Raw genomic sequence first — 22,182 nt, forward strand, 5'->3', positions numbered from 1 at the left:
ACCTCTGCTTCGAAAAATAAGCGTATGAAGTCTCTTTTTTCTAGTCAATTATGTTTAACATTCATTTTTTTCAATAGTCCCTTCGGATCACCTTTTACATAATAAAAATGTGGATTATTTTCATCGTCGTAAAGCATAATATAAGGTTTTTGATTAAGAGGGAGAAGAATAAGTACTTCATCAATTGTTGTTTGTAGCCATTGATTTGTAATAGAAACTGGTTTAGATAAAGGAATTTTTATCATGTGACCATCTTTTGGAACGACATTTAAGTTTTTGAAGGGGCCAGTAATGGATTTAGCATATTGAACAGCTTTTTTTTGAATAGCTGGATCTAAAGATTGTTTTTGAACGACCATTTCTTTTTGACAATCAAATACTTCAATTTGTTGATTTGTATTTGCGAACGCATTTGTTGATAATAAGAAGAAAAGAAGAGTAATGACCCCGATTTTTTTCATCATAGTACAACACCTCGTTTTTACTATACCCTTAACTAGTTCAAATATTTTTCTGTCACATACATGTAACAAAGAAGTTGTATGATACAATTAATTTTTGTTTAAAAGCAATGGAGGATAATGTATGAAAGTATTAATCGCAGATGATGAACAAGATATGCTAAGGATTTTAAAAGCTTATTTTGAGAAAGAAGGCTTCGAAGTTTTCTTAGCGAAAGATGGAGAAGAAGTACTTCAAATATTTTATGATGAAAAAATTGATTTAGCTATTTTAGATTGGATGATGCCGAAACATAGTGGTATTACTGTTTGTAAGGAAATAAAGAAAAACTCAAGCGTAAAAGTATTAATGCTTACGGCGAAAAGTGAAAGCGAAGATGAATTAGCAGCGCTTCAAAGCGGGGCAGATGAGTACGTAAAAAAACCATTTCATCCAGGTGTATTAATCACTAGAGCGAAAAAGCTTATACAGCACGATGATGTCATTCAAGTTCAAGATTTGAAAATAGATTTTACGAAAAATAAAGTTTATAAAAATGACAAAGAGTTAGATATTACAAAAACAGAGCTAGAATTAATAAAGTGTTTTTTAAGTCATAAAGGCATGATTTTGACTCGTAAAAAATTGTTAGATATCGTATGGGGATTTGACTATTTTGGAGAAGAGCGAACTGTTGATACACATGTAAGAAGGTTACGTAAAAAAGTAGGAGAAAATATTATAAAGACGCATCGTGGTTTAGGGTATAGTTTGGAGGAGCAGAGTGAATAAACTTGGAAAAAAACTATTTCTCAGCATTTCTTTAACTGTTATTCTTATTTTTACGATCTCTTTATTAATAATTAACTATCTTTTACCGAAATATAATATTTACAAAACGAGAGAGAACTTGAATGAATTTACAATGCAAATACAAAATACATCTGTAAATGAGTTAGAAGATGTAATTCGTACAATTGAAAGCGAAAATAACGTTACGTTTGCATATACGTCAATCAATCAGTCAGAAGATGATATGAACGAAGCGTTACGCATGCAACTTACGAAAAAGAAAGTAGTTTTAAATAAACTGTGGATTACGAAAGACGAAGTCATGAAGGTGAAAGCGGAAGGGCAATCGAATAAACTGTATGATCAAGAGAAGTTAAAAGCAAGTTTTTTCGCTAAATATATTGCAAAAGATAATACAATAATTTTAATGGGAACTTCTATTGCACATTCTAACGAAATTATAAAAACGTTAAATACATTTTATTTATACATTCTTTGTTTCTCACTCCTTCTTATTATTTTACTTGTGTGGATACTTTCAAAAATAATAACGACTCCATTAAAAGAGCTAAGTGATGTAGCTCAGGACATTTCACATTTGAAGTTTAAAAGAACAAAAGTGAAAACGAACGATGAAATAGGGGAGTTAGCCGATAGTATTAATATCATGAGTGATACACTACATGAAGCACATCAAGATTTAACAGATCGTAATGAACATTTAAAACGATTTATGGGTGATGTGACGCATGAATTAAAGACACCAATTGCATTAGTAAAAGCATATTCTATGGGAATTAAGGATGGGTTAGATGATGGGACATACGTAGATACAATTATAAAACAAACAGATCAAATATCAAACTTAATTGAAGAACTATTACAATTTTCGAAGTTAGAAAGAGATGTTTTACAAAAAGAAGAATTCCCTATTGAACCATTAGTCCGAAGTATAATAGATAAGCATAAAATTGAACTGGAGTCGAAAGAAATACAGTTGCAGACGAACAGTAATATTAAAAATCAGGTCATTTATGCGGATTTGAATAAAATGGGAATGGTGTTTCAAAATTTAATTTCTAACGCAATAAAATATACAACAAATCAAAATATAAAAATCATTTTAGAAGATAGAAATAAAAGTGTATATTTTCAAATTGAAAATGAGATTAATGCAGAACAAATTCAAGATATCGAAAAAATTTGGGAACCTTTTTATGTCTTAGACTCTTCACGAAGTAAAGAAAAATCAGGCACAGGATTAGGACTAGCGATAGTGAAAAGTATTTTAGAAAGGCATGGTTTTGACTATGGCGTATCTACTAAAGAGGGAGAAATACGGTTTTATATTTCTATGAAGAATGACTAATTCAATACAATTAGAAGCATCGTCTATTAATAGGTGATGTTTTTTATTGATTATATGAGAGCAGTAAATCAGAATATATAACCTTGAAAGCCCGTTGGAAGAGTGTTCTACAAATTTCTCAAGTTGCTGTATAAAAAATAAACTGAATTTTCAGTAATTATATTGTATAGTAAAAGGAGACATAAATGGGGAGGGAAGGATATGGGGAAAAAGAAAATAGCAACATTATCAGCAATATTATCTTTATCAATTACGTCAGGAGTTTCTAGTATGACTGCGTATGCAGACAATAAAGAAACAAACTACATAAATGAGCATGACGTGAAGTTAAATGGAATTGTTTCAGATGCGTTACGTTCAAGTACGAAAATTGAATTAGAAAATGGGATGACAAAACCGATTTATTCGCTTGATGAAGCAATTATTGAAAATTTATTTGTAGAAACGGAAGTAGATAGTGATCGAGATGGAAAAAAAGATCGAGTATCAGTAAAAGTTATGCGTCCAAAAACTGATCCAAATGTGAAAGTTCCTGTTATATATGAAATGAGTCCATATCGAGCTGGTTTAAAAGATGTTCCTGTATATAACGTAGATGAAGAATTGTATGCGTATGAAGGGAAACCGTATGGAGCTGTTAATCTTGGTTCGTATGGAAATTATTATGTACCAAGAGGTTATGCAGTCATTTTAGGTGAAAGTATTGGAACTGGGAAATCAGATGGATGTCCGACGACTGGGGATGAGCAAGAAATATTAGGGACGAAATCTGTTATTGATTGGGTAAATGGACGTGCGAAAGCATATACAGAAAATGGTGAGGAAGTTAAAGCCGAGTGGTCAACGGGAAATGTCGGTATGACAGGAGTTTCTTATAATGGTACGTTACCAAATGCTGTTGCAACGACAGGCGTTGAAGGGCTAAAAACAATTATACCAATCGCAGCGATTAGTAGTTGGTATGATTATTATCGTGCAAACGGTGCAGTGATTGCGCCAGGTGGATACCAAGGAGAAGATACAGATAATATGGCAGAAGCAGTATTAACAAGGGAAAACCCTGAAGTTTGCGGACAAGTAATAAAAGAGCTAACAGCCGGACAGGACCGGAAAACTGGTAATTATAATGATTTTTGGGATAAACGAAATTATGTAAAAGATGCTAAAAATGTAAAAGCGAGTGTGTTTGTTGTTCATGGTTTAAATGATTGGAATGTAAAAACGAAGCAGTTCGCGCAATGGTGGGAAGCGCTTGGAGAGAATGATGTTCCTCGTAAAATGTGGCTACATCAAGGTGGACACGGTGGAACATCAACGAATGACTGGCAAAGAACACAAAATAAATGGTTCGATTATTGGTTATATGGAATTGAAAATGGGATTATGAATGAGCCAATGGTTGATGTACAACGTGAAAATAAAACATGGGAAAAATTAAAAAACTGGCCAGATCCAGCAGCTGTACCGTCAAAAGTGCGAATGTATTTAAGTAATAAAGCAGTTAATTTACCATTCAGTATGGGTTCTGTTAATAAGATGTTTTCATTCGTAGATGATGCAAAAATGAAATCAAACGAATTAGTAGCAAACCCAGAATTAGAAGTAGCCAATCGATTAGTGTATACAATGCCTGTACTGCAAAAAGATACGCGTATAAGTGGTACACCAAAGATTTCAATTACAGGAAATATTGATCGATCTGTATCAAATTTAACAGCATTACTTGTTGATTACGGAGGAACGAAGCCGGAAATCGTAACACGAGGCTGGATGGATCCACAAAACGTAAAAAGTATAGAAAATTCAACAGCGATTCAACCAGGCAAAGATTATACATTTACATGGGACATGCAGCCAGATGATTATGTCTTTAAAGCTGGGCATCAAATAGGAGTCGTTTTAATTGCTAGCGACTATGATTATACAATTAGACCGAAAGCGGGCACGAAGCTTACAGTGAAATTAAGTGAAGTGACATTGCCAATTGTGAAATAAATAGTTATGGATAAAGAGGCTGTCCCAAAAGGTGCTTTTTAGCCAAAACCGAATAGAAAGTGAAAGGAAGAAACGTTGATTTAATAACGTTTCTTCCTTTTCAATTTCATGTGATTTTACTTCGAAAGAGACTTATGAGACAACCTCTTTACATTTTGAAAGGGAGAGTTTAATGTGAATGTTTATTGGTAGATACAAAAAGGCTTACAATAAATAAAAAAATTGCATTTATGATCAATAGGCCACTAAATGTAAGCCCAGCAAAACCTCCAGCGAATCCATCTCCTACTTTTTCACCAATTACATGCAAAGTGGCGAAGAAAACGATGGGGGAAGAAAGAATGAAAATGCCACTGGTAATTTTCCATATTCCCCTATATTTCTTTGCTATAAAGAAAATTAGAGCATTAAAAGCAATAAGAAGTAAAAGAAATATAATGAATGAATTCATCATATCCTCCTTTTGGTAAAGAGTTTGAATTTTCATTATTTACATTGGTATTTCAAAGGAAATATTATACAATATGATTATATTCTATGGAAAGTGAGTGATATATTATGACAGTCAGCTCTTTCGAATTTTCATTAAAAATACAGGTACAGGGAGATTAATTGAATTTAAATCTTCCGTACGTAAAAAACGGGGGAGAAAATAAATGTTTAGTTTTTATAGTACACTTTGCACGGAACTTTATGATTACACAAAGCCTGTCGGTTATTCTTTAAATGGTGATATTGAGTATTACGAAAAACGTTTAAAAAATTGTAGAGGAAGAATTCTCGAAGCAGCAGTAGGATCAGGGCGTGTCATCATCCCGCTTCTTGAGGCTGGTTTTACAGTAGATGGGATTGACTATTCACCTGAGATGCTAGAATCGTGCCGTATAAGATGCAAAGAGAGAGGCTTACACCCTAATTTATATGAAGGAAGCTTACAACAATTTTCACTTCCGCATAAATATGAGGCAATTATTATTCCTACTGGTTCTTTTTGCTTAATTGAAAATCGAGAGGATTCTATAAATGCATTGAAATGTTTTTATGAACACCTTAATCCAGGCGGACGATTAATCGTAGATATTATGCTTCCGTATGACTGGAAGACGGGGGAGATTCATACATCGACTTTTTCTTTACCAAATGGTGACGGAATTACATTAGAAAATAAATCAATTGAAATAGATTGGCTGAACCAAGTTACTCTATCCTATTTAAAATATGAAAAATGGAGTAAAGGGCAGTTAGTACAAACGGAATTGCAACGCTTTGCGGTGTGTTGGTATGGAATAGAAGAGTTTAAACTTCTTTTAGAAAGTATTGGTTTCTCTAATATTACTTGCTCTGCTGACTATGTTTTTGAAAAAAAACCGTCAAATGCAAATCAAATGTTTACTTTTGAAGCTGTGCGAAAAGAAAAATAAAGAAGTATGTAAGAAAACAAGGCAATCGATACAATATCGATTGTCTTGTTTTAATTGTATATTATATTGCGTACATGTTATTACGTTTTCATTGTCCAAGCATCCTTCTACTAACTACATATACTATTTATATTAAAGACAGTCACTATTTTAAATAGAACTGTAATGTTTCTATAAATGATATTTTAGAGAGGTAGGGGATAAATTTGGCAAACGAAGAACAAGATAGAATTGAAAATCAAGTGTATTCAAATCGTGTAGTAAGATCAGAATTTGATGCGAATTGGGAAACTTGTATATCAAAAAGTGGTTATATAATTTATGTAGCAACAAGTAATAATGCTGAAGTAATAGTACTTCTTGCAGATGGTTCAAGTAAATTATTAATTTTCGAACAAGGCGGTAAAGTAGTAGTAGGCGGTGGTGGAACAAGTCATTACAGTAAGCCGCACATCGCAAGAAATATTTAAGGTAGAACAAAATGCCGGAAAATGGTTAACTCATTTTAGTAGAACTTGATGTACTACAAATACTTTTGAATGATCAGAGAAGTTTGTAGGGAATTGTACGGATCAATATTTGAAATATAATGTATGGTTTGAAGAATTCTATAAGCAATAAAAAAGCATTTCCTATTTCGGGAAATGCTTTTTCTATGTTATAGTATAATAGTGTTTTAAAACAATGTTATTTTAATATATTTCAAATTTTGTTATGTATTATTTTTATATTAAATTAGTTGCGTAAGTATTTTTTTATATAAGGAGTAATAATTAGAGAAATGAAAAATATAGACTTTATACTAGAAAGTGATGAGGCATTAAAACCGTCTGAACGATTAGTACTATTATTATTAGAGAAGCATAGAATGTTATATACGAACGATCTATTGGCATTATCTAATTTATCATATAAAACATTAACAGATTCATTAACGTCGCTTGTATTAAAATCATATGTGTTAAAGGAAACAGGTAAGGGAAGAAGACAGAATTGTTATAGATTGGTATGATAAGACTGCTGATTTTAGAGATTTTATATTAATATTTATCGAATGTAAGGGGAAAACGCATTTTTGTTTTCAAATGAAAAATGTAATAAACTTAAATGTTTTTAATTTCATTTTTGTTAATGATAATTTAATTATTTTAAAAAATAGAAAAATAAAATAAACTGCATAAAACAGAAATAAAAAAACAATCCGTTTTTAAAACGGATTGTTTTTTTATTGGAATAATATTATAAGATGAATGGAACACAGGAATAACTATTCTACTTCACTTGTATACTTTTCAGGTAATAATTCCATTACGTTACATTTTACAAGTTCACCATTATAAGAAAGTATAACGTTCGTATTTTTTCCGTAATCACTTATTAATTCTCGACACATACCACATGGAGCAACAACCCAACATTTTTCTATATCTTCATGAGGGTGTGGGTGAGCAACTGCTACAATGGTATCAAATTCATGATCACCTTCTGAAATAGATTTTCCAATTGCCATAGCTTCACCACATACTGTTATTCTTCCAACATTCGCTTCAACATGTACTGCTGCATAAATATTACCTGTTTTAGTGCGTACTGCTGAACCGATATGATGACGGCCATATTTATAGTTTTTTTCGATTACTTTTTCAGCCGCTTTAATTAAATCATAGTCTTCACTATTTAAAGGTATTACGTGTAACATAATTTCTCCTCCATACTAAACATGATTAGCATTATTTTAGCGGGAAATTTTAATATTTAAAATAAAAGATAAATGTTAAATAGATAATATTATTATGTAAACTATAATTAAAAAAGGAATTTATAATAATCAACAGAACATATAGAAGAGTGTGATGATGAGAAAACAGCCTATGATATAGCCTTAGAAAAAGGTCATACTCACCTTTTACATTATTTGCAACAGGGAGTGAACGTGTGATGAATAAATGGAGTGTAGGGATATTTTTATTTAATGAGGTGGAAGTGTTAGATTTTGCAGGGCCATTTGAAGTTTTTTCTATCACTAAAGTACATGAAGAGAAACCATTTACTGTTTATACAGTTAGCCAAAATGGAGAAATGATTACAGCAAGGAACGGATTAAAGGTAAAGCCTGATTATAGTATTGAAGATTTACCACCAGTTGATATATTAATCATTCCAGGTGGTAAAGGCGCACGGGAAAATGAAGTGAAAAATGATATTGTAATAAATTGGGTTCGTCAGCAAATGAAAGAAGTAAAGCTAATGACTTCAGTTTGTACCGGAGCGTTATTACTCGCGAAAGCTGGTTTACTGGAAGGGTTAAAAGCAACAACACATTGGGCTAGTATTCAAACTTTCAAAAAAGATTTTCCGAATGTAGAAGTAATGGAGAATGTGAAATTTGTAGATGAAGGACATATTATTACATCGGCAGGTATTTCAGCTAGTATTAACATGTCATTTCATATTGTGAAAAATTTGCTAGGTGTGGAGATCGCTGAAGAAACGGCCAAAAATATGGAATATGATATTGATTTACAAAATTAAAAAAGCCCAAATTGGGCTTTTTTCTTATTTTGAGTGTATATAGGTATGATCTATGCTCTAAACTTAAGCTCTTAAACAGTCATTCTAGTTTATCGAATGTACGAAAATGCATCTCTTTTCTCCTTGTAACCATGTTAAAACAAGGAGAACTTTGTATGTAAAAAAACTCTTCTACAATAGTAGAAAAAGAATAACAGAAACTACTATTTTATGCCAGCATACATAAAAAAATGCAATGTAAATATGGAAATGTCGTCGAATGCTATCTTTAATTGGTTAATTAGTGAGATATTTTTGTGAAGGAGCTTATTTTATAAGAATAGAATTAAAGTTAATAAGAAATCATGCCGATGGTAGTGAAAATATATGTGTTAGGGGGATTTCATAATGAGGAAACTCAAGCGAATAAATGTTCCTAATATACAAGAACAACTATCACAGTCTAATGAAAATCGAGCAATTAATAAGAAAAAACTAAGACGATTTATATTCATGTTTATATTTATTGCGGCGGCTACTTTGTACGTTCAATTTATTTTAACGAAACAACAAGAAATAATTGTAGAAAAAAAAGATACAATTACGAATCAAAAAAAACAATTGGTTTCTTTAAAGAAAGATGAGGCTTCTTTAAAGACTAACATAGAAAATTTAACAGATGATGATGAAGAAATTTTGAAGTTTGCGAGAAAAGAATATCAATTTTCTAAGTCAAATGAAACTATATTTGTGTTGCCGAAATAGTGTAATAGAACAGTTAGCGATAGCTAGCTGTTTTTTCATGTAGGAATGTCATGGTACAAGAAACAATTACATATTGTAAAAATGAAGAGCTGGAGCTGTTTTTATACTTATGGAATATATACGAAAATAAATGTTGTTAAAATTCTGTCAATTGTATTATAATACAAGGTAAGCGGATACATTTTTTAATCCATGTTGAGTTTATCACTCATACGACTATTAAGAAAACCGTTATCCCGTATTAGAAAGGAAGAGAGCTGTGTACGCTTCAAATACAATTTATGTCGTAGGGGATGCGAAAGCACCTCAAAATAATCCCATTACCGAAAAGTTTAAAAGCTATTTTGTAGCGTTTGTACTTGTTAAGGAGACTGGGGAAATTGTAGATGCAGATTGCTCAGCGACAATTGCATTAACATCTCAATTCGTTAAATATTTATTTCTACATAAAAATATTAATGACCCAGAATTAGTAATGGAAATAAAAGATCGTTATTTCGGTTCGTCTCAAAAAGCATTACTTGTAGCATTAAAAGATGCACAGAAAAAATATAATCAAATTGCTGCTTTGTCTACCCATTCATAGACAAAATCCAGCCGTAAGAATCTTCTTATGGCTGGATTTTTTTATTTCACATTTACCTTCTATATGAAAAGTAAGCGAAAACGGAGATCTTTTGCTCCAAAAAAGTTGAGAATTAAGGATCCGTTTTGCCAGACAACGAAAGGATGAACAAAATGAAAATTACCGATGTAAAAGTAAATCGTAGACGTGTAAATCTTCATACACCGTTTAAAACCGCGCTTCGTACCGTAACCGAAATAGAAAGTATAGATGTATATATTCATACAGATGAAGGAATTGTTGGCAAGGGTGCAGCAGCTGCAACACCGGTTATTACGGGGGATTTCGCTAACGGGATTGAAGAAGCAATTTTAGGGCCGATGCGTTCCAATTTAATTGGTCAAGATATCATTCAATTTCAGCAGTTACTACAGCACATCCAAATGAGTTGCATTGGAAATCCAAGTGCGAAAGCCGCGGTAGATATCGCATTATATGATGTGTATTGTCAATATCATAACATTCCACTTTACGCATTATTAGGTGGAAAAAAAGAAATTCACACAGATATTACTGTAAGTGTAGATGAACCGTTCATTATGGCGAAAGAGGCAAAGCAACATGTAGAAAAAGGATTTCAAACTTTAAAAATTAAAGTGGGGAAATCTGCACACTTAGACTTAGAACGTATTGAAGCGATTCGAAATAGCGTACCAAAAAATACGACGTTACGATTAGATGCAAATCAAGGGTGGAATCCAAAAGAGGCAGTTTCTATCATTAAAGAGATGGAAAATCGCAATTTAAATATTGAATTTATTGAACAACCTGTTCATGCGAAAGATTGGGATGGATTAAAGTACGTCAAAGATCATGTACAAACACCTATTATGGCAGATGAAAGCATATTTTCAGCGAGTGATGCATTAAAAATTGTGCAAGGAAGATATGCAGACTTAATCAATATTAAATTAATGAAATGTGGAGGCATACGTGAAGCGTGGCGTATTGCTGATATCGCAGAAGCAGCTGGTGTGAAATGTATGGTAGGAAGCATGATGGAATCTTCTCTTTCTGTTAGCGCTGTTGCACATTTAGCTGCTGCACATCCTAATATTCATTACTTCGATCTTGATGCGCCACTTTGGTTAATGGAAGAACCGGAAGGAATGACTTATTCTGGATCAAAGGTAAACCTTCAATCGACAGTGAATAGTAAATCTTAGGAGAAGAGACTAGTAAATTATCTTTTAAGGGGGATATGTATGAAAAAAGTAGGAACTGCATTTTTAACAACTTTATTTATATTTTCATCGTTTACATCAGCAAATGCTGAAGAAAAGAAAGATAGTAAGGCGTTTATCGATGTATCTGCCGCAACACTTTGGACCACGCCTGATTCATTACGGCCAATTGATGCACCAAGTGCTACAAATCCAGTTGATTTGTGGAAGTGGACGAAGTCGATGACGCTGGATGAGAAACTTTGGTTAACAAGTGCAAATAAATTAGAAACGCAAGCGTTATTAGGCCAAGAAGTAACAGTTGTAGATAAAAAAGGGGATTGGGTGAAAGTGTTAGTCCATGGTCAGCCAACACCTCGAAATGAAGAAGGCTACCCAGGATGGATGCCTGAAAAACAGTTAACATATAATCAAGAATTTGCAGATAAAACAAATGAACCTTTCGTATTAGTAACAAAACCGACAGCCATTTTATATATAAATCCTTCTGAAAAACATAAATCGCTTGAAGTGAGCTATAATACGCGACTGCCGCTACTTAGTGAAGATACGATTTCATACCGCGTGTTGCTACCAAATGGGCAGAAAGCTTGGCTACGAAAACATGATGGAACGGTTTACCGTTCTCAAAATGATATTCCAACCCCGACGGCCGATGATTTAATAAACACAGGGAAAATGTTTTTAGGATTACCGTACATTTGGGCTGGTACAAGTGGCTTCGGATTTGATTGCTCTGGATTTACACATACGATTTATAAATCGCACGGTATTACAATTCCACGAGATTCTGGTCCGCAATCGAGAAATGGAGTTGCAGTGGATAAAGAACATTTACAAAAAGGAGATTTAATCTTCTTTGCACATGATCAAGGGAAAGGCAGTGTTCATCATGTGGGGATGTACATTGGTGATGGAAATATGATTCACTCACCGAGAGCTGAAAGATCGGTAGAGATTATACCGCTAAATACACCAGGATATATAGAAGAATACGCTGGCGCCCGTCGTTACTTACCTTAAAAAATAGAGGGGGTTTTCAAATGAAAAAAGTTGTTCGTTACTCATTAGTTAGTACTTTATTCGTTTCTTCAATTTTAGTTGGCTGCGCAAAAGAAAAAACAACGACAAAGCCGAAAGATGAGAAGAAAGTATTACAGTTACTAGAAACGGGTGAAATTCCGTCATTAAATTCAGGGAAAGTAACAGATGCAGTATCATTTAACGTTTTAAATAACGTCATGGAAGGATTATTCCGCTTATCGAAAAACGATGAAGTGATTGAGGCTGGAGCACAAAAATATGAAGTGAGTAAAGATGGGAAAACATATACATTCCACTTGCGTGATGCGAAGTGGTCTAACGGAGATCCAGTAACAGCGCAAGATTACGTATATGCTTGGAAACAGCTTATCAATCCGGATACTGCTTCTCAATATGCATACATTGCATACGATGTGAAAAATGCGGAGAAAATAAATAAGAAACAACTAGGGTTAGAGGAATTAGGAGTAAAAGCGACGGATGATAAAACATTCGTTGTAGAGTTAGAACATCCTGTACCGTATTTTACGAAATTACTTATTTTACCATCGTTCTATCCAATTAACGAAAAATATGCGAAAGAACAAGGTGATAAATATGGATTAGAAGCAAATAAAGCGGTATATAATGGGCCTTTTACACTATCTGATTGGAAGCATGAAGCGAGCTTTACGATGAAGAAAAACGAAAAGTATTGGGATAAAAAAGCAGTGAAGTTAGATGAAGTAAACTATCAAATTGTTAAAGAAATTTCAACTGCGGTAAATTTATATGAAACAGATAAAGTTGATCGAGCTGTCATTTCAACTGAATTCGTAGATAAATATAAAAATAATAAAGAGCTTAAACAATATACAGATCCGGTTATGTACTTCTTCCGATTTAATGAAAATGTGCCGATTCTTAAAAATAAAAATGCACGTCTTGCACTAAGTACAGTGTTTGATAAGAAAGGACTTGCGACTTCATTTTTAAATGATGGATCGGTTGCTGCAAACTATTACGTGCCAAAAGGATTTTTAAAAGGTCCAGATAAAAAAGATTTTAGAAGTACAGCAGGTGAGTTTAATAAAACGGATGTAAAACAGGCGAAAGAATATTGGGAAAAGGCGAAGCAAGAGACTGGTACAAATGAAGTAACGCTTGAGTTATTAAACTATGATTTAGAAAACTTTAAGAAAGTAGGAGAATACATTAAAGAACAGCTAGAGAAAAACTTACCAGGCTTAAAGGTAAATGTAAAATTACAACCACATACGCAAAAGCTAGCGCTAGAGAAGAAGAAAGAATATGAAATGTCATTATCACGTTGGCTACCAGATTATCCAGATCCAATGACATACTTAGAAGTATTCCTTTCTGGAAGTAGTGTGAACAATACTGAATATGCGAATCCAGAATATGATGCGTTAATTAAGAAGATTAAAACAGAATTAGGTAATGATGAAAAGGCTCGCTGGAAAGCACTACAAGATGCTGAAAAAATGCTACTTGATGATGCAGTTATTGCTCCAGTATTCCAGCGCGGATTATCTTACTTACAAAAGCCGTATGTGAAAGATTTATACGTACATCAATTTGGACCAGCAACAAGTTTAAAGTGGGCAGATGTACAAAAATAAAGGATGAGAAAACAGACTCCACGTTTGTGGTAGTCTGTTTTTTAGTTAAAGTCGGGTAAATAGTACATGGTATAATTTACTAGTCTGTATAAAATTTTGGAGGGGAATGAAGTTTTATGTTTGAAGAAAAGAAAGTAATACATACAAAAAGGTTATTCATGAGAAAGCCCATTATAGAAGATGTTGATCAATTTTATAGCATAGTAAAAGAAGAGGCTGTTGGCAAATGGCTTGCTAAATCAAAGGGAATGTCAAAGGAAGAAGCAAAGGACTATATTATGCAACTAATATCACATTGGGAACAGTATGGTTTCGGGGTATGGTTGTTAGTTAATAGAAATACAGGAGAGCTTTTAGGACATTGTGGTTTAAGAAAAATAGATGAAACAGGTGAAATAGAAATTATGTATTTACTTGATCCGGAATATTGGGGAAATGGATATGCGTCAGAAGCAGCAAAGGCTTCCATTCAATATGCAAAAGAGATGATGAATGTAAAAAGAATAATTGCTAGAGTAAAAGTAGCAAATGAGAACTCGAAAAAACTTTTACGAAATCTAGGGTTTATATATACTCATGAAGTTGATTATAGCGGGCGCTTATTATCATATTTTGAACTCAATACATCATCCGAAGAATTCTAGACATTTCATATGTTTTTTCATTGTTAAAAAATAAAATTATTACTAAAATTTCAGTGTGAAATGTATGTAGAATCTTGTATAATTAACGTGTTTCTATGGAAACATTTTCTTGCGCTATATATAGGTCTTAATAGAACAAGGAAAGAAATACATACATGTATATAATAGATAAATAGAATGGAACATGTATAGAGAAAAAGGAGAGAAATGATGACGTGTCAAAGACAAGGGTTACAATTTAATTGCGATAGGAAGAGGAATAAAAAATGAAAATGAAGCATGCCTTTGGTCCCATAATTTTAGCGTGTGTGCTTTTTTTTATTATCATACTCATCCCATCGAAAAGTTTAGTATCACTGATTAGTGATAAGAAGGTAGCAGATGCGGCAACTTCCTTACAAAAAGAAAAATTACAAAGTGTATTCTTGCAACAGAAAATGTTAGAGAATTCGCAGTATTTACCGATGTACGGTTCATCTGAATTTTTACGAATGGATGCATATCATCCGTCTAATTATTTCAAAGTAAATCCCGCTGGTTTTACGCCATATTTAATTGGGATTGGCGGTACACAAAGTTTAGCTCATATATTAAATATGACATCTACAATGGATGAGTTAGAAGGTAAAAAAGTAGTCTTTGTTTTATCACCACAATGGTTTACAAAGACTGGTGTATCGCAGGGGGATTTTACGAACAATTTCTCTAAACAACAAGCATATCATTTTATTTTTAATGATAAAATAAATGTAGAAATGAAGAAGCAAATTGCGAAACGACTTTTAGATTATAAAGTTGTTCAAGAAGATGATATATTAAAAAATTCCTTAGAAGGTATTGTATTTAATGATACGAAACATAACGTAAAAGCGGGTTTAGTTAAACCACTTGCTTATATGCATCGAAATATTTTAGATCATAGAGATTTATTTAACTCCATATTTAAGATTGAGCCGATGAAAGAAAAAACAAATGTGGGACTACGTTCAATTTCTTGGGTAGATGCACGTAAACATGCGGAAGAAGAAGGGAAAGCGGAATCTACTACAAACACATTCGGAATTGAAAATCCATATTACTATAAACATAATTTGAAGAAAAAGTTAAAAGGTTTAAAAAACTTTAGAGCAAATGAATCGTATGAAGAATCACCAGAATATGATGACTTACAAATTGTTTTAAATATTTTTAAAGAGAAAAATGTCAAGCCGCTCTTTATTTCTGTACCTGTAAATGGACCGTGGTATGATTACGCTGGTTTCCCTAAAGAGCGCCGTGAAGTGTATTATAAAAAAGTTCGGGAACAAGTTGAGAAAGCTGGGTATCCAGTAGTCGATTTCTCTGGCCATGAATATGATAAGTATTTCTTAAAAGATACAATTCATTTAGGTTGGAAAGGCTGGATTTACTTTGATGAAGCAGTGCAAAACTTTTATACTGAGAAATAAGTGTGGAGAAAAAGGAACGGCTATAAGCTGTTCCTTTTTTTAGTATAGAGGATTTTGATGTGGGCAATTCGGAAAGGCATGTATATCTTGAATGTGTCTAAAATCATAATGTTTCATTGCGAACTGCGCTTGATAAAGGTATTCATACACATATAATTGACCATCATGTGCTGAACATAATACACCAGAGGTTCCTTGCCCATTTATGAAGGAAATACCGATAGGGCGTCCGATTAAGTATTGTATTTTTTGTTGCCAATGCATAGGGGAATCACTCCTTTTTGAGATAATATACGAAATGAATGAGTGAATTGTTGCTTATCCACATAATTATGGAGGCTTTTTATATAATTCCTAGAAGATATTCATATGAATGAATTACAAGTGCGAGAAAGGAATGCATAATGAAGAAAGAAAATATTTTAGAAGAAAAGTTAAATATAATAGAATGGTGTCAAACATTACAGCGAGTACCTGATGATATATGGTTTCAGGCATTAAGAGAAGGTTCATGGGCAATTGCAGATGTGATTTCACATTTTATCGTTTGGGATGCGTTTTTAATAAAGCATAGAATTCCATACTTTATAAGTGGACAATCTGTACCAAATGTTCCAATAGATGTTGAGGAAATGAATAAGGGAGCAATTAAATATGCGAGATCTGGTATTTCAAAAGAAGGACTATTAAATCAATTCAGTGTTACTCGTAAATAGTTAGTGGATGAAATTGAGCGAATTCCCACCAAATATTTTTATAATGTCTACCAATTTGGCACTAAAAACGTGAAATTAAATCATTACTTTTCATCACTCATTCAACATGACTTAAAGCACAAAGAAGAAATAATGCAATTTCTAATACAAAATTAAGCCTATAATAAAAACCGCTAACATTCGTAATGAATGTATAGCGGTTTTTATTTATATTTTTACGCAAGATTTTTACGTTTTTTTGTCCATTTTTTTATAACGAAGTATAAAACAATAAGTATGACGCCACCAATTGCGAATGATTTCACATATGGTCCAGCGATATCATTAATATTCTCCCAATTTTCACCTAGTTTTTCACCTAAGTAAATGAAAATGATAGACCAAGGGATGATTGCGAGTGCTGTTAACGTAGTGAAACGTAGGAATGACATTTTTGTAATACCAGCAGGAATTGAAATCGCATGACGCACTACTGGAATGAAGCGTGCTGTAAAAATGACGCCAGTTCCGTAACGATTAAACCAATCTTCTGCAGCATCTATATGTTTTTTATGAATGAAAATATATTTTCCGTATCGTTCTAATATAGGTCGTCCACCGTATCGTCCAAGCCAATAAATAAAAATTTGAGCAATAACACCGCCAATTGTACCAAATACAACTGCGCCTAAAAATGAGATACTACCATTGAATACTAAGTATCCCGCATAAGCAAGGACAATCTCACTTGGGATAATCTCAATCATAAGTCCAAGCATAATGCCCCAATAACCTAATCCTTCAAAAAACGTTAATACTGAATGAATAAAACTACTTACCATTGTTGCACCTTCTAGTTTATGTATTTTTGAATAGGTGAACCTTATACTTAATAACATAAAAGATTCACTATGTGTAGATTATACCTTATTTGTATAGGGGATTGCTATTTCAATTCTTTTATGTCCTTTATAAGGATTATAGTAAAGTATATAAGTTCAATTTTCATGAAGAGAGAATGAAAAGATTATTAAAAATTCCTCATATTCTAATGATAATAGACTGAAAATTAAGTATAATAGTGGAGGTCTTTAATTTACAAAAATAGGAGGAGAACATATGTATATTACAGATCCGATTTATGGACCAATATCTATTCAGGATAGATATATTCTTCAATTGATAAATACAAAAGCATTTCAAAGGTTGGCGGATATAAAACAACAAGGACATACATACTTTTTACACGAAAACGCAATACATACGAGGAAAGAACATTCAATAGGTGTATATGTACTTGTAAATAAAGTGATAGAACATCTTACGAATATTGGTGATATTCATTTATCAGAATATGAGAGGGAATTATTATCTGTTGTAGCACTTCTACACGATATTGGCCATGGTCCGTATTCGCATTGTTTTCAACAAATATCAGGTGAAGATCATGGTGAGTGGACTATACGAATCATTCAAGAGGACGAAGAAATACGCACGATTTTAAATTAGACCCCTGGATTATTAGATGATGTAATGAAAGCTTTAACAGAAGATGGTGTTTTTCTAATTATAGATGAACTTTTATTTAATTCATTAGGCATGGATCAATTAGATTTTTGGAATAGAGATTTATATTATTCTAATCTTGAATTAGAGGGCTTAAGAATTGAAGAACTGATTGCTAGTATGCGTTTTATTAATGGTAAACTTGTAATTGAAGAATCTGGAATCCCTTTGATTGAACAACTAATGAAAATGAAAGAAGGACTTTATAATAATGGCTTTGGTCATCCGTTTGTAATAGGAAAAGATTTATTGTTGCAATCCATTTTTCGAAAGGTAATGGAAAAAAACCTTAAATTCTATACTCCTGAATTACAAAATTTCTTTTATAAAGAAGAGGGTTTATTAGTAGAGGACTTTCTTCCATTACAAGATGAAATGATTTTACATGAAGTTCAGTGCTTTGCAAAATCAGAGGACAAACAATTAGTGGCGTTAATTCAGCTTTATTTTTCAGGTACTAAAAGTTTATCATTTCAAAAAGGGCTGGAGGGTGATTTTAAGAGGGAGAATAATAATTTAGCAATAATAATTGAGAAAAAGGCGTACAGTTCATATGTAGGTGGTATTTACGTCTATAGTGAGGGGCAGCTAGAGGATATTGTAGAAAAATCCCCTTTTATTCGAGAGATAGTAAGGTTACCTAAAAAAGAATATGCATATTCAATTTAATTAGTTTGAAAACATAAAATGGATGAGGTGGAAATGTGGAGTGGAAAGAACGCCTTTTAGAAATGGATGATTTACCAGTTATATTAGAATGGTATAACGATGAAAAATTACATAACATAGCGGATATAAAACCATTTAAGCGATATACAATCGAAGAGCTTCGTCAGTACTGGACCGAAAAATTGTCGCGGTCTCATGCAAGTTATCATGTAATAGTAGTGAAGGATGAAGTAATAGGTAGAGTTGGATTAAAAAAGACGAAATATGATGATATATATGTGATGGAATACTCTATTCTCATTGGCGTTTCGAATTTATATTCAAAAGGGCTTGGAACGGAGATTACAAAGTATTTTATTAGTAAATCATTTTTAGACCCTGATATAGAAGCAGTTCTATTGCAAGTTAGGGAAGATAACAAGAGGGCGATTCGTTGTTATGAGAAAGCTGGATTTGAAAAAGTAAAATCGTATGTGGAGAATGAAGTGAAAGTGTACGAAATGCGTAGAGTTAAGAAAGAGGAAACAGTATAGAAAGAAAAAAGCGTGTGTATTTAATTCTGAATATAGCGTGAATTAGGGAGAGTGAATAAAATACATGAAACATAAAATTGCATTACTGGCAGATGTACATGGAAATGCAACTGCTTTACAAACAGTTATCGAAGATTCTATGAAAGAAGATGTGACTGATTATTGGTTTTTAGGAGATTTAATTATGCCAGGTTCTGGATCGAATGATTTATTTAAAATGTTAGAAAGTATAAACGTTGATACTTATGTACAAGGAAACTGGGAAGATAGCTTTCTTGACGTTCTTAATAAAAACATTGATATTGATAACGCAACTGATATTTATGTTTCTAGATTAGTTCAGTATCAATGTGAAAACTTGGATGAAAACTATATTAAGCATATTAAAAATTTACCATTACAGATAATAAAACAGGTTAATGATTTATCAATCAGTATTAGTCATAATTTACAAAATAAAAATTACGGAGGAGATTTGTGGCCCACTAATAATCAGGAACAGTTTGATCGGTTATTTGATCGTGAATATGATATTGCGATTTACGCTCATACCCACCATCAATTGTTGCGCTATAGTAGCGATGATCAATTAATTATTAACCCAGGAACAGTTGGACAACCTTTTTACAAGTGGAATAAGCTAAACTCTGACTTACGTGCTCAGTATGCAATTCTTGAGATTGATGAGGCAGGGATTGCGGAGGTGAGATTTAAAAAAGTTTCTTATGATGTAGAAAAGGAATTAAAAAACGCTATTAGTAAAAATCTTCCTTATATTGATTTATATCGCGAATTGCTCGAGACTGGAAAAACTCATACTCACGATATTGAATTATTGCGAGAAATTAATGATAAATACAATTACAACGATGATGTAATTAAGTTTATCGAGAAAATCTAATAGGCATTTAATAGCACGAAATGAAGATTGTTGAATGAATTATAGATTAGTAATGATAATTACATAATCAAGAGCAATTGTAAAATGAAACTTATATGTAAACGATTTTTGCATCTTATATTGATATAAAAAACAAGCATCTCCCAGTTCTACATATAAGATAGGGGGGATGCTTGTTTTTTACGGTTTCACATCTAAATTTTGTAGAAATAAAGTTGCTGTTACGTAACGTTTCGCTAACATTTGTACATATGCGGTATGTACAGAAAGTGTGGCGATAATAATGGCGTTACGGATTGCTTCACGTTGTTCGTTATTAACCTGATCGAACTTGCTTGCAATTTTATCAGCTCTTTCTTTTACGATGTTTTCAATTGTATGGATTGTATCTGTTGCATTTAATTGTAAGCAATTCCCTTGATTGAGTTCTTCAAATAGAGAAGAGTATGCTCCATATAAATGAACAGGATTGATTAAGTCATCACTTCGATCGGCTGGGTCGTTTACGATAAGGCGTAATAGCTTACGAATGGATTCAAAATCAAGTGCTGTTTTTAAATCTTCAACAATGAATAGTAAGGCTGCTTGTTCAATTGAATATTTTTTTCCTTTTTGAGGAGAGCCAATCATTTCTTTTATATCTCGTTTCACCCAGTTTTGCATGGCAGTTACAGAGAAACTTGTGTTTTCGATCTGATTGCCAAGCGCGACTATTTCATTTAAAGAGAAACCGACGTCTGTATCGTCAATTTTTATCAGTTTTTCAAAAATAGGTGAAAGTGCGGTAGTGATAAAAGCAGTTACGCTTTGTCCGCTTTCAATATCTTTTTTATGTGACTTTGCCCAAGCTTCTTGTAAAATACCGAGAGGCTTTTTCGTATTCCATCCTCTTAATGATAGAAGAAGGGTAGCCATTTCGTTTCGTGTGAGATGAAATGTTTCCATCTTTTCACCTCCATAAATAATAAAAAGTTCTTATGAACCTATAATATGTTTTGTTTCATTTAAAGTCAATTCTGTTTTGCTTAATTTTTCCTTTGTCACTAAACTGTCGGAAGTAAATAACACTTGCATATTTCGACAAAAGTTCATATAATAAGTTCATAAGAACCTTTAAAATGTTTTTAAAAATAAATCTATCATTCTGAATTTACTAGAAAGGTAGATTTCACATATATCTATATAAAAGGAGAATGGATATAATATGTTGAAAAAACTTGTAGCAGTCATGACAGCATTCATGGTTATCTTTGGAGCTAGTAGCTTCATGTTTGTAGATCACGCAGCAGCGAAGAGTTACAAATCTGGTAAAAAGTCGTTTACACCAAGTTCAGGTCAAAAGTCAAAAGTTGATTTAAACAAAAAAGACTCAAATGTAAATTCTCAAAAAACGACTCCTGATTCAAAAACAAAAGCAACAAATACAGCACCAAAAAGTAATAAAGGAAGCTTTATGAAAGGTTTATTACTAGGTGGTCTCGGTGGTTTACTAATGGGTAGCTTATTTGCAAATATGGGAGCTCTTGGTTCTGTATTAGCATTTATGGTAAATATGTTAGTAATGGCTGGTATCGTAATGTTAGCAATTCGTGCATTTAAATACTTCAAAGATCAACGTAAGAAAAAGGAAGATGAAGTAGCATGGAAACGATAAAAATTTCTGAACAAGAACTGATCAATGCCCTTTGCGTATATATCGCTGAAAAAAGACAAGTTGGTCCAGAAGAAGTTTTAGTTGAACTTATGTACGACGATGACTATGGTTTTTCTGCTGAAGTAGAGGTAAATGGTCGCCAGCAAATTTTAATTCAAGCGAACTTAATCGAAGCACTACGCTTATTACTTGACAGAGAATATAATGTCAATTCATTTGCGGCGAGATTACAACTTGAATTAGATGATGAAGAAGGTATTTACGCGTTAGCGAAATTTAATAACTCAGATGAGTAGGAAAAAG

24 protein-coding genes and 3 pseudogenes are annotated in these 22,182 nt (G+C 32.7%); 21 read left to right on the forward strand and 6 right to left on the reverse strand.

What is annotated here, in order from left to right:
• Nucleotides 1-44: 44 nt before the first annotated feature.
• A complete protein-coding gene (locus QCI47_RS13820; protein ID WP_000976095.1) occupies nucleotides 45-464 on the reverse strand; it encodes a hypothetical protein in 420 nt (139 codons plus the stop codon).
• Nucleotides 465-585: 121 nt separating this feature from the next.
• Here QCI47_RS13820 and QCI47_RS13825 point away from each other — a divergent pair, with 121 nt between their 5' ends.
• The 3 genes from QCI47_RS13825 (at nucleotide 586) to QCI47_RS13835 (ending at nucleotide 4,597) form a co-directional block, all read left to right on the forward strand.
• Nucleotides 586-1,233, forward strand: coding sequence for a response regulator transcription factor (locus tag QCI47_RS13825; RefSeq protein WP_061130574.1), 648 nt, complete (start codon nucleotides 586-588; stop codon nucleotides 1,231-1,233).
• Nucleotides 1,226-2,602, forward strand: a complete 1,377-nt coding sequence (locus tag QCI47_RS13830) for a sensor histidine kinase (RefSeq protein WP_061130575.1) — start codon at nucleotides 1,226-1,228, stop codon at nucleotides 2,600-2,602. The genes QCI47_RS13825 and QCI47_RS13830 overlap by 8 nt, the downstream gene beginning before the upstream one ends.
• 201 nt (nucleotides 2,603-2,803) lie before the next feature.
• Complete coding sequence (locus tag QCI47_RS13835) at nucleotides 2,804-4,597, forward strand: Xaa-Pro dipeptidyl-peptidase (RefSeq protein ID WP_061130576.1); 1,794 nt, start codon at nucleotides 2,804-2,806, stop codon at nucleotides 4,595-4,597.
• Between the two features lie 169 nt (nucleotides 4,598-4,766).
• On the opposite strand, the gene QCI47_RS13840 is transcribed toward QCI47_RS13835, so the two are convergent.
• Nucleotides 4,767-5,048 carry a hypothetical protein gene (locus QCI47_RS13840; protein ID WP_001083943.1) on the reverse strand — a complete coding sequence of 94 codons (282 nt, stop codon included), beginning with the start codon at nucleotides 5,046-5,048 and terminating at the stop codon, nucleotides 4,767-4,769.
• 205 nt (nucleotides 5,049-5,253) lie between these two features.
• Between QCI47_RS13840 and QCI47_RS13845 the strand changes: the two genes are divergently transcribed.
• From QCI47_RS13845 to QCI47_RS13855, 3 genes are all read left to right on the forward strand, one after another.
• Nucleotides 5,254-6,018, forward strand: a complete 765-nt coding sequence (locus QCI47_RS13845; RefSeq protein WP_000490900.1) for a class I SAM-dependent methyltransferase — start codon at nucleotides 5,254-5,256, stop codon at nucleotides 6,016-6,018.
• A gap of 206 nt (nucleotides 6,019-6,224) precedes the next feature.
• Nucleotides 6,225-6,488, forward strand: coding sequence for a hypothetical protein (locus QCI47_RS13850; RefSeq protein ID WP_001262613.1), 264 nt, complete (start codon nucleotides 6,225-6,227; stop codon nucleotides 6,486-6,488).
• 311 nt (nucleotides 6,489-6,799) lie between these two features.
• The gene (locus tag QCI47_RS13855) at nucleotides 6,800-7,030 is read left to right on the forward strand and encodes a hypothetical protein (RefSeq protein ID WP_000789033.1); all 231 of its coding nucleotides are present in this window, start codon (nucleotides 6,800-6,802) and stop codon (nucleotides 7,028-7,030) included.
• A 255-nt stretch (nucleotides 7,031-7,285) separates the two neighbouring features.
• Here the strand turns inward: QCI47_RS13855 and QCI47_RS13860 are convergent, their stop codons facing one another.
• The gene (locus tag QCI47_RS13860) at nucleotides 7,286-7,717 is read right to left on the reverse strand and encodes a cytidine deaminase (protein ID WP_000903440.1); all 432 of its coding nucleotides are present in this window, start codon (nucleotides 7,715-7,717) and stop codon (nucleotides 7,286-7,288) included.
• 153 nt (nucleotides 7,718-7,870) lie between these two features.
• Here QCI47_RS13860 and QCI47_RS13865 point away from each other — a divergent pair.
• From QCI47_RS13865 to dltD, 9 genes and pseudogenes are all read left to right on the forward strand, one after another.
• Nucleotides 7,871-7,957 (forward strand): annotated as a pseudogene (locus tag QCI47_RS13865) (ankyrin repeat domain-containing protein); the annotation flags it as partial.
• Nucleotides 7,954-8,550, forward strand: a complete 597-nt coding sequence (locus QCI47_RS13870; protein WP_353811826.1) for a DJ-1/PfpI family protein — start codon at nucleotides 7,954-7,956, stop codon at nucleotides 8,548-8,550. The pseudogene QCI47_RS13865 and the gene QCI47_RS13870, both read left to right, overlap by 4 nt.
• A gap of 387 nt (nucleotides 8,551-8,937) precedes the next feature.
• A complete protein-coding gene (locus tag QCI47_RS13875) occupies nucleotides 8,938-9,294 on the forward strand; it encodes an FtsB family cell division protein (RefSeq protein ID WP_001228720.1) in 357 nt (118 codons plus the stop codon).
• Nucleotides 9,295-9,553: 259 nt separating this feature from the next.
• Nucleotides 9,554-9,880 carry a DUF3870 domain-containing protein gene (locus tag QCI47_RS13880; protein WP_000271328.1) on the forward strand — a complete coding sequence of 109 codons (327 nt, stop codon included), beginning with the start codon at nucleotides 9,554-9,556 and terminating at the stop codon, nucleotides 9,878-9,880.
• A gap of 143 nt (nucleotides 9,881-10,023) precedes the next feature.
• Nucleotides 10,024-11,085 carry a dipeptide epimerase gene (locus tag QCI47_RS13885; RefSeq protein ID WP_001997652.1) on the forward strand — a complete coding sequence of 354 codons (1,062 nt, stop codon included), beginning with the start codon at nucleotides 10,024-10,026 and terminating at the stop codon, nucleotides 11,083-11,085.
• A 39-nt stretch (nucleotides 11,086-11,124) separates the two neighbouring features.
• Nucleotides 11,125-12,126, forward strand: a complete 1,002-nt coding sequence (locus tag QCI47_RS13890) for a C40 family peptidase (protein ID WP_000755445.1) — start codon at nucleotides 11,125-11,127, stop codon at nucleotides 12,124-12,126.
• Between the two features lie 20 nt (nucleotides 12,127-12,146).
• Nucleotides 12,147-13,769, forward strand: a complete 1,623-nt coding sequence (locus QCI47_RS13895) for a peptide ABC transporter substrate-binding protein (RefSeq protein WP_071741974.1) — start codon at nucleotides 12,147-12,149, stop codon at nucleotides 13,767-13,769.
• A gap of 116 nt (nucleotides 13,770-13,885) precedes the next feature.
• The gene (locus QCI47_RS13900) at nucleotides 13,886-14,413 is read left to right on the forward strand and encodes a GNAT family N-acetyltransferase (protein ID WP_000461339.1); all 528 of its coding nucleotides are present in this window, start codon (nucleotides 13,886-13,888) and stop codon (nucleotides 14,411-14,413) included.
• Between the two features lie 266 nt (nucleotides 14,414-14,679).
• A complete protein-coding gene (dltD, locus tag QCI47_RS13905; RefSeq protein ID WP_071741975.1) occupies nucleotides 14,680-15,861 on the forward strand; it encodes a D-alanyl-lipoteichoic acid biosynthesis protein DltD in 1,182 nt (393 codons plus the stop codon).
• Nucleotides 15,862-15,900: 39 nt separating this feature from the next.
• Here dltD and QCI47_RS13910 read toward each other — a convergent pair whose 3' ends face one another.
• Nucleotides 15,901-16,125 carry a hypothetical protein gene (locus QCI47_RS13910; RefSeq protein ID WP_000558700.1) on the reverse strand — a complete coding sequence of 75 codons (225 nt, stop codon included), beginning with the start codon at nucleotides 16,123-16,125 and terminating at the stop codon, nucleotides 15,901-15,903.
• A gap of 140 nt (nucleotides 16,126-16,265) precedes the next feature.
• On the opposite strand from QCI47_RS13910, the pseudogene QCI47_RS13915 reads away from it, so the two are divergent.
• Nucleotides 16,266-16,733 (forward strand): annotated as a pseudogene (locus QCI47_RS13915) (DinB family protein).
• A gap of 59 nt (nucleotides 16,734-16,792) precedes the next feature.
• Here the strand turns inward: QCI47_RS13915 and uptA are convergent.
• The gene (uptA, locus tag QCI47_RS13920; protein WP_071741976.1) at nucleotides 16,793-17,398 is read right to left on the reverse strand and encodes an undecaprenyl phosphate transporter UptA; all 606 of its coding nucleotides are present in this window, start codon (nucleotides 17,396-17,398) and stop codon (nucleotides 16,793-16,795) included.
• A gap of 277 nt (nucleotides 17,399-17,675) precedes the next feature.
• Here uptA and QCI47_RS13925 point away from each other — a divergent pair.
• From QCI47_RS13925 to QCI47_RS13935, 3 genes and pseudogenes are all read left to right on the forward strand, one after another.
• Nucleotides 17,676-18,791, forward strand: a pseudogene (locus tag QCI47_RS13925) (HD domain-containing protein).
• Between the two features lie 35 nt (nucleotides 18,792-18,826).
• A complete protein-coding gene (locus QCI47_RS13930; protein ID WP_000454877.1) occupies nucleotides 18,827-19,324 on the forward strand; it encodes a GNAT family N-acetyltransferase in 498 nt (165 codons plus the stop codon).
• Nucleotides 19,325-19,388: 64 nt separating this feature from the next.
• Nucleotides 19,389-20,225 carry a metallophosphoesterase family protein gene (locus QCI47_RS13935; RefSeq protein ID WP_071741977.1) on the forward strand — a complete coding sequence of 279 codons (837 nt, stop codon included), beginning with the start codon at nucleotides 19,389-19,391 and terminating at the stop codon, nucleotides 20,223-20,225.
• A gap of 180 nt (nucleotides 20,226-20,405) precedes the next feature.
• On the opposite strand, the gene QCI47_RS13940 is transcribed toward QCI47_RS13935, so the two are convergent.
• Nucleotides 20,406-21,170 carry a DUF1836 domain-containing protein gene (locus QCI47_RS13940; protein WP_000447224.1) on the reverse strand — a complete coding sequence of 255 codons (765 nt, stop codon included), beginning with the start codon at nucleotides 21,168-21,170 and terminating at the stop codon, nucleotides 20,406-20,408.
• Between the two features lie 259 nt (nucleotides 21,171-21,429).
• On the opposite strand from QCI47_RS13940, the gene QCI47_RS13945 reads away from it, so the two are divergent.
• A complete protein-coding gene (locus QCI47_RS13945) occupies nucleotides 21,430-21,879 on the forward strand; it encodes a hypothetical protein (RefSeq protein WP_000914477.1) in 450 nt (149 codons plus the stop codon).
• Nucleotides 21,867-22,175 carry a YxcD family protein gene (locus tag QCI47_RS13950; protein ID WP_000447759.1) on the forward strand — a complete coding sequence of 103 codons (309 nt, stop codon included), beginning with the start codon at nucleotides 21,867-21,869 and terminating at the stop codon, nucleotides 22,173-22,175. Before QCI47_RS13945 ends, QCI47_RS13950 begins: the two co-directional genes overlap by 13 nt.
• Nucleotides 22,176-22,182: the final 7 nt, after the last annotated feature.

The sequence above is a fragment of the Bacillus cereus group sp. RP29 genome, from assembly GCF_040459765.1.
Lineage (GTDB): Bacteria > Bacillota > Bacilli > Bacillales > Bacillaceae_G > Bacillus_A > Bacillus_A paranthracis.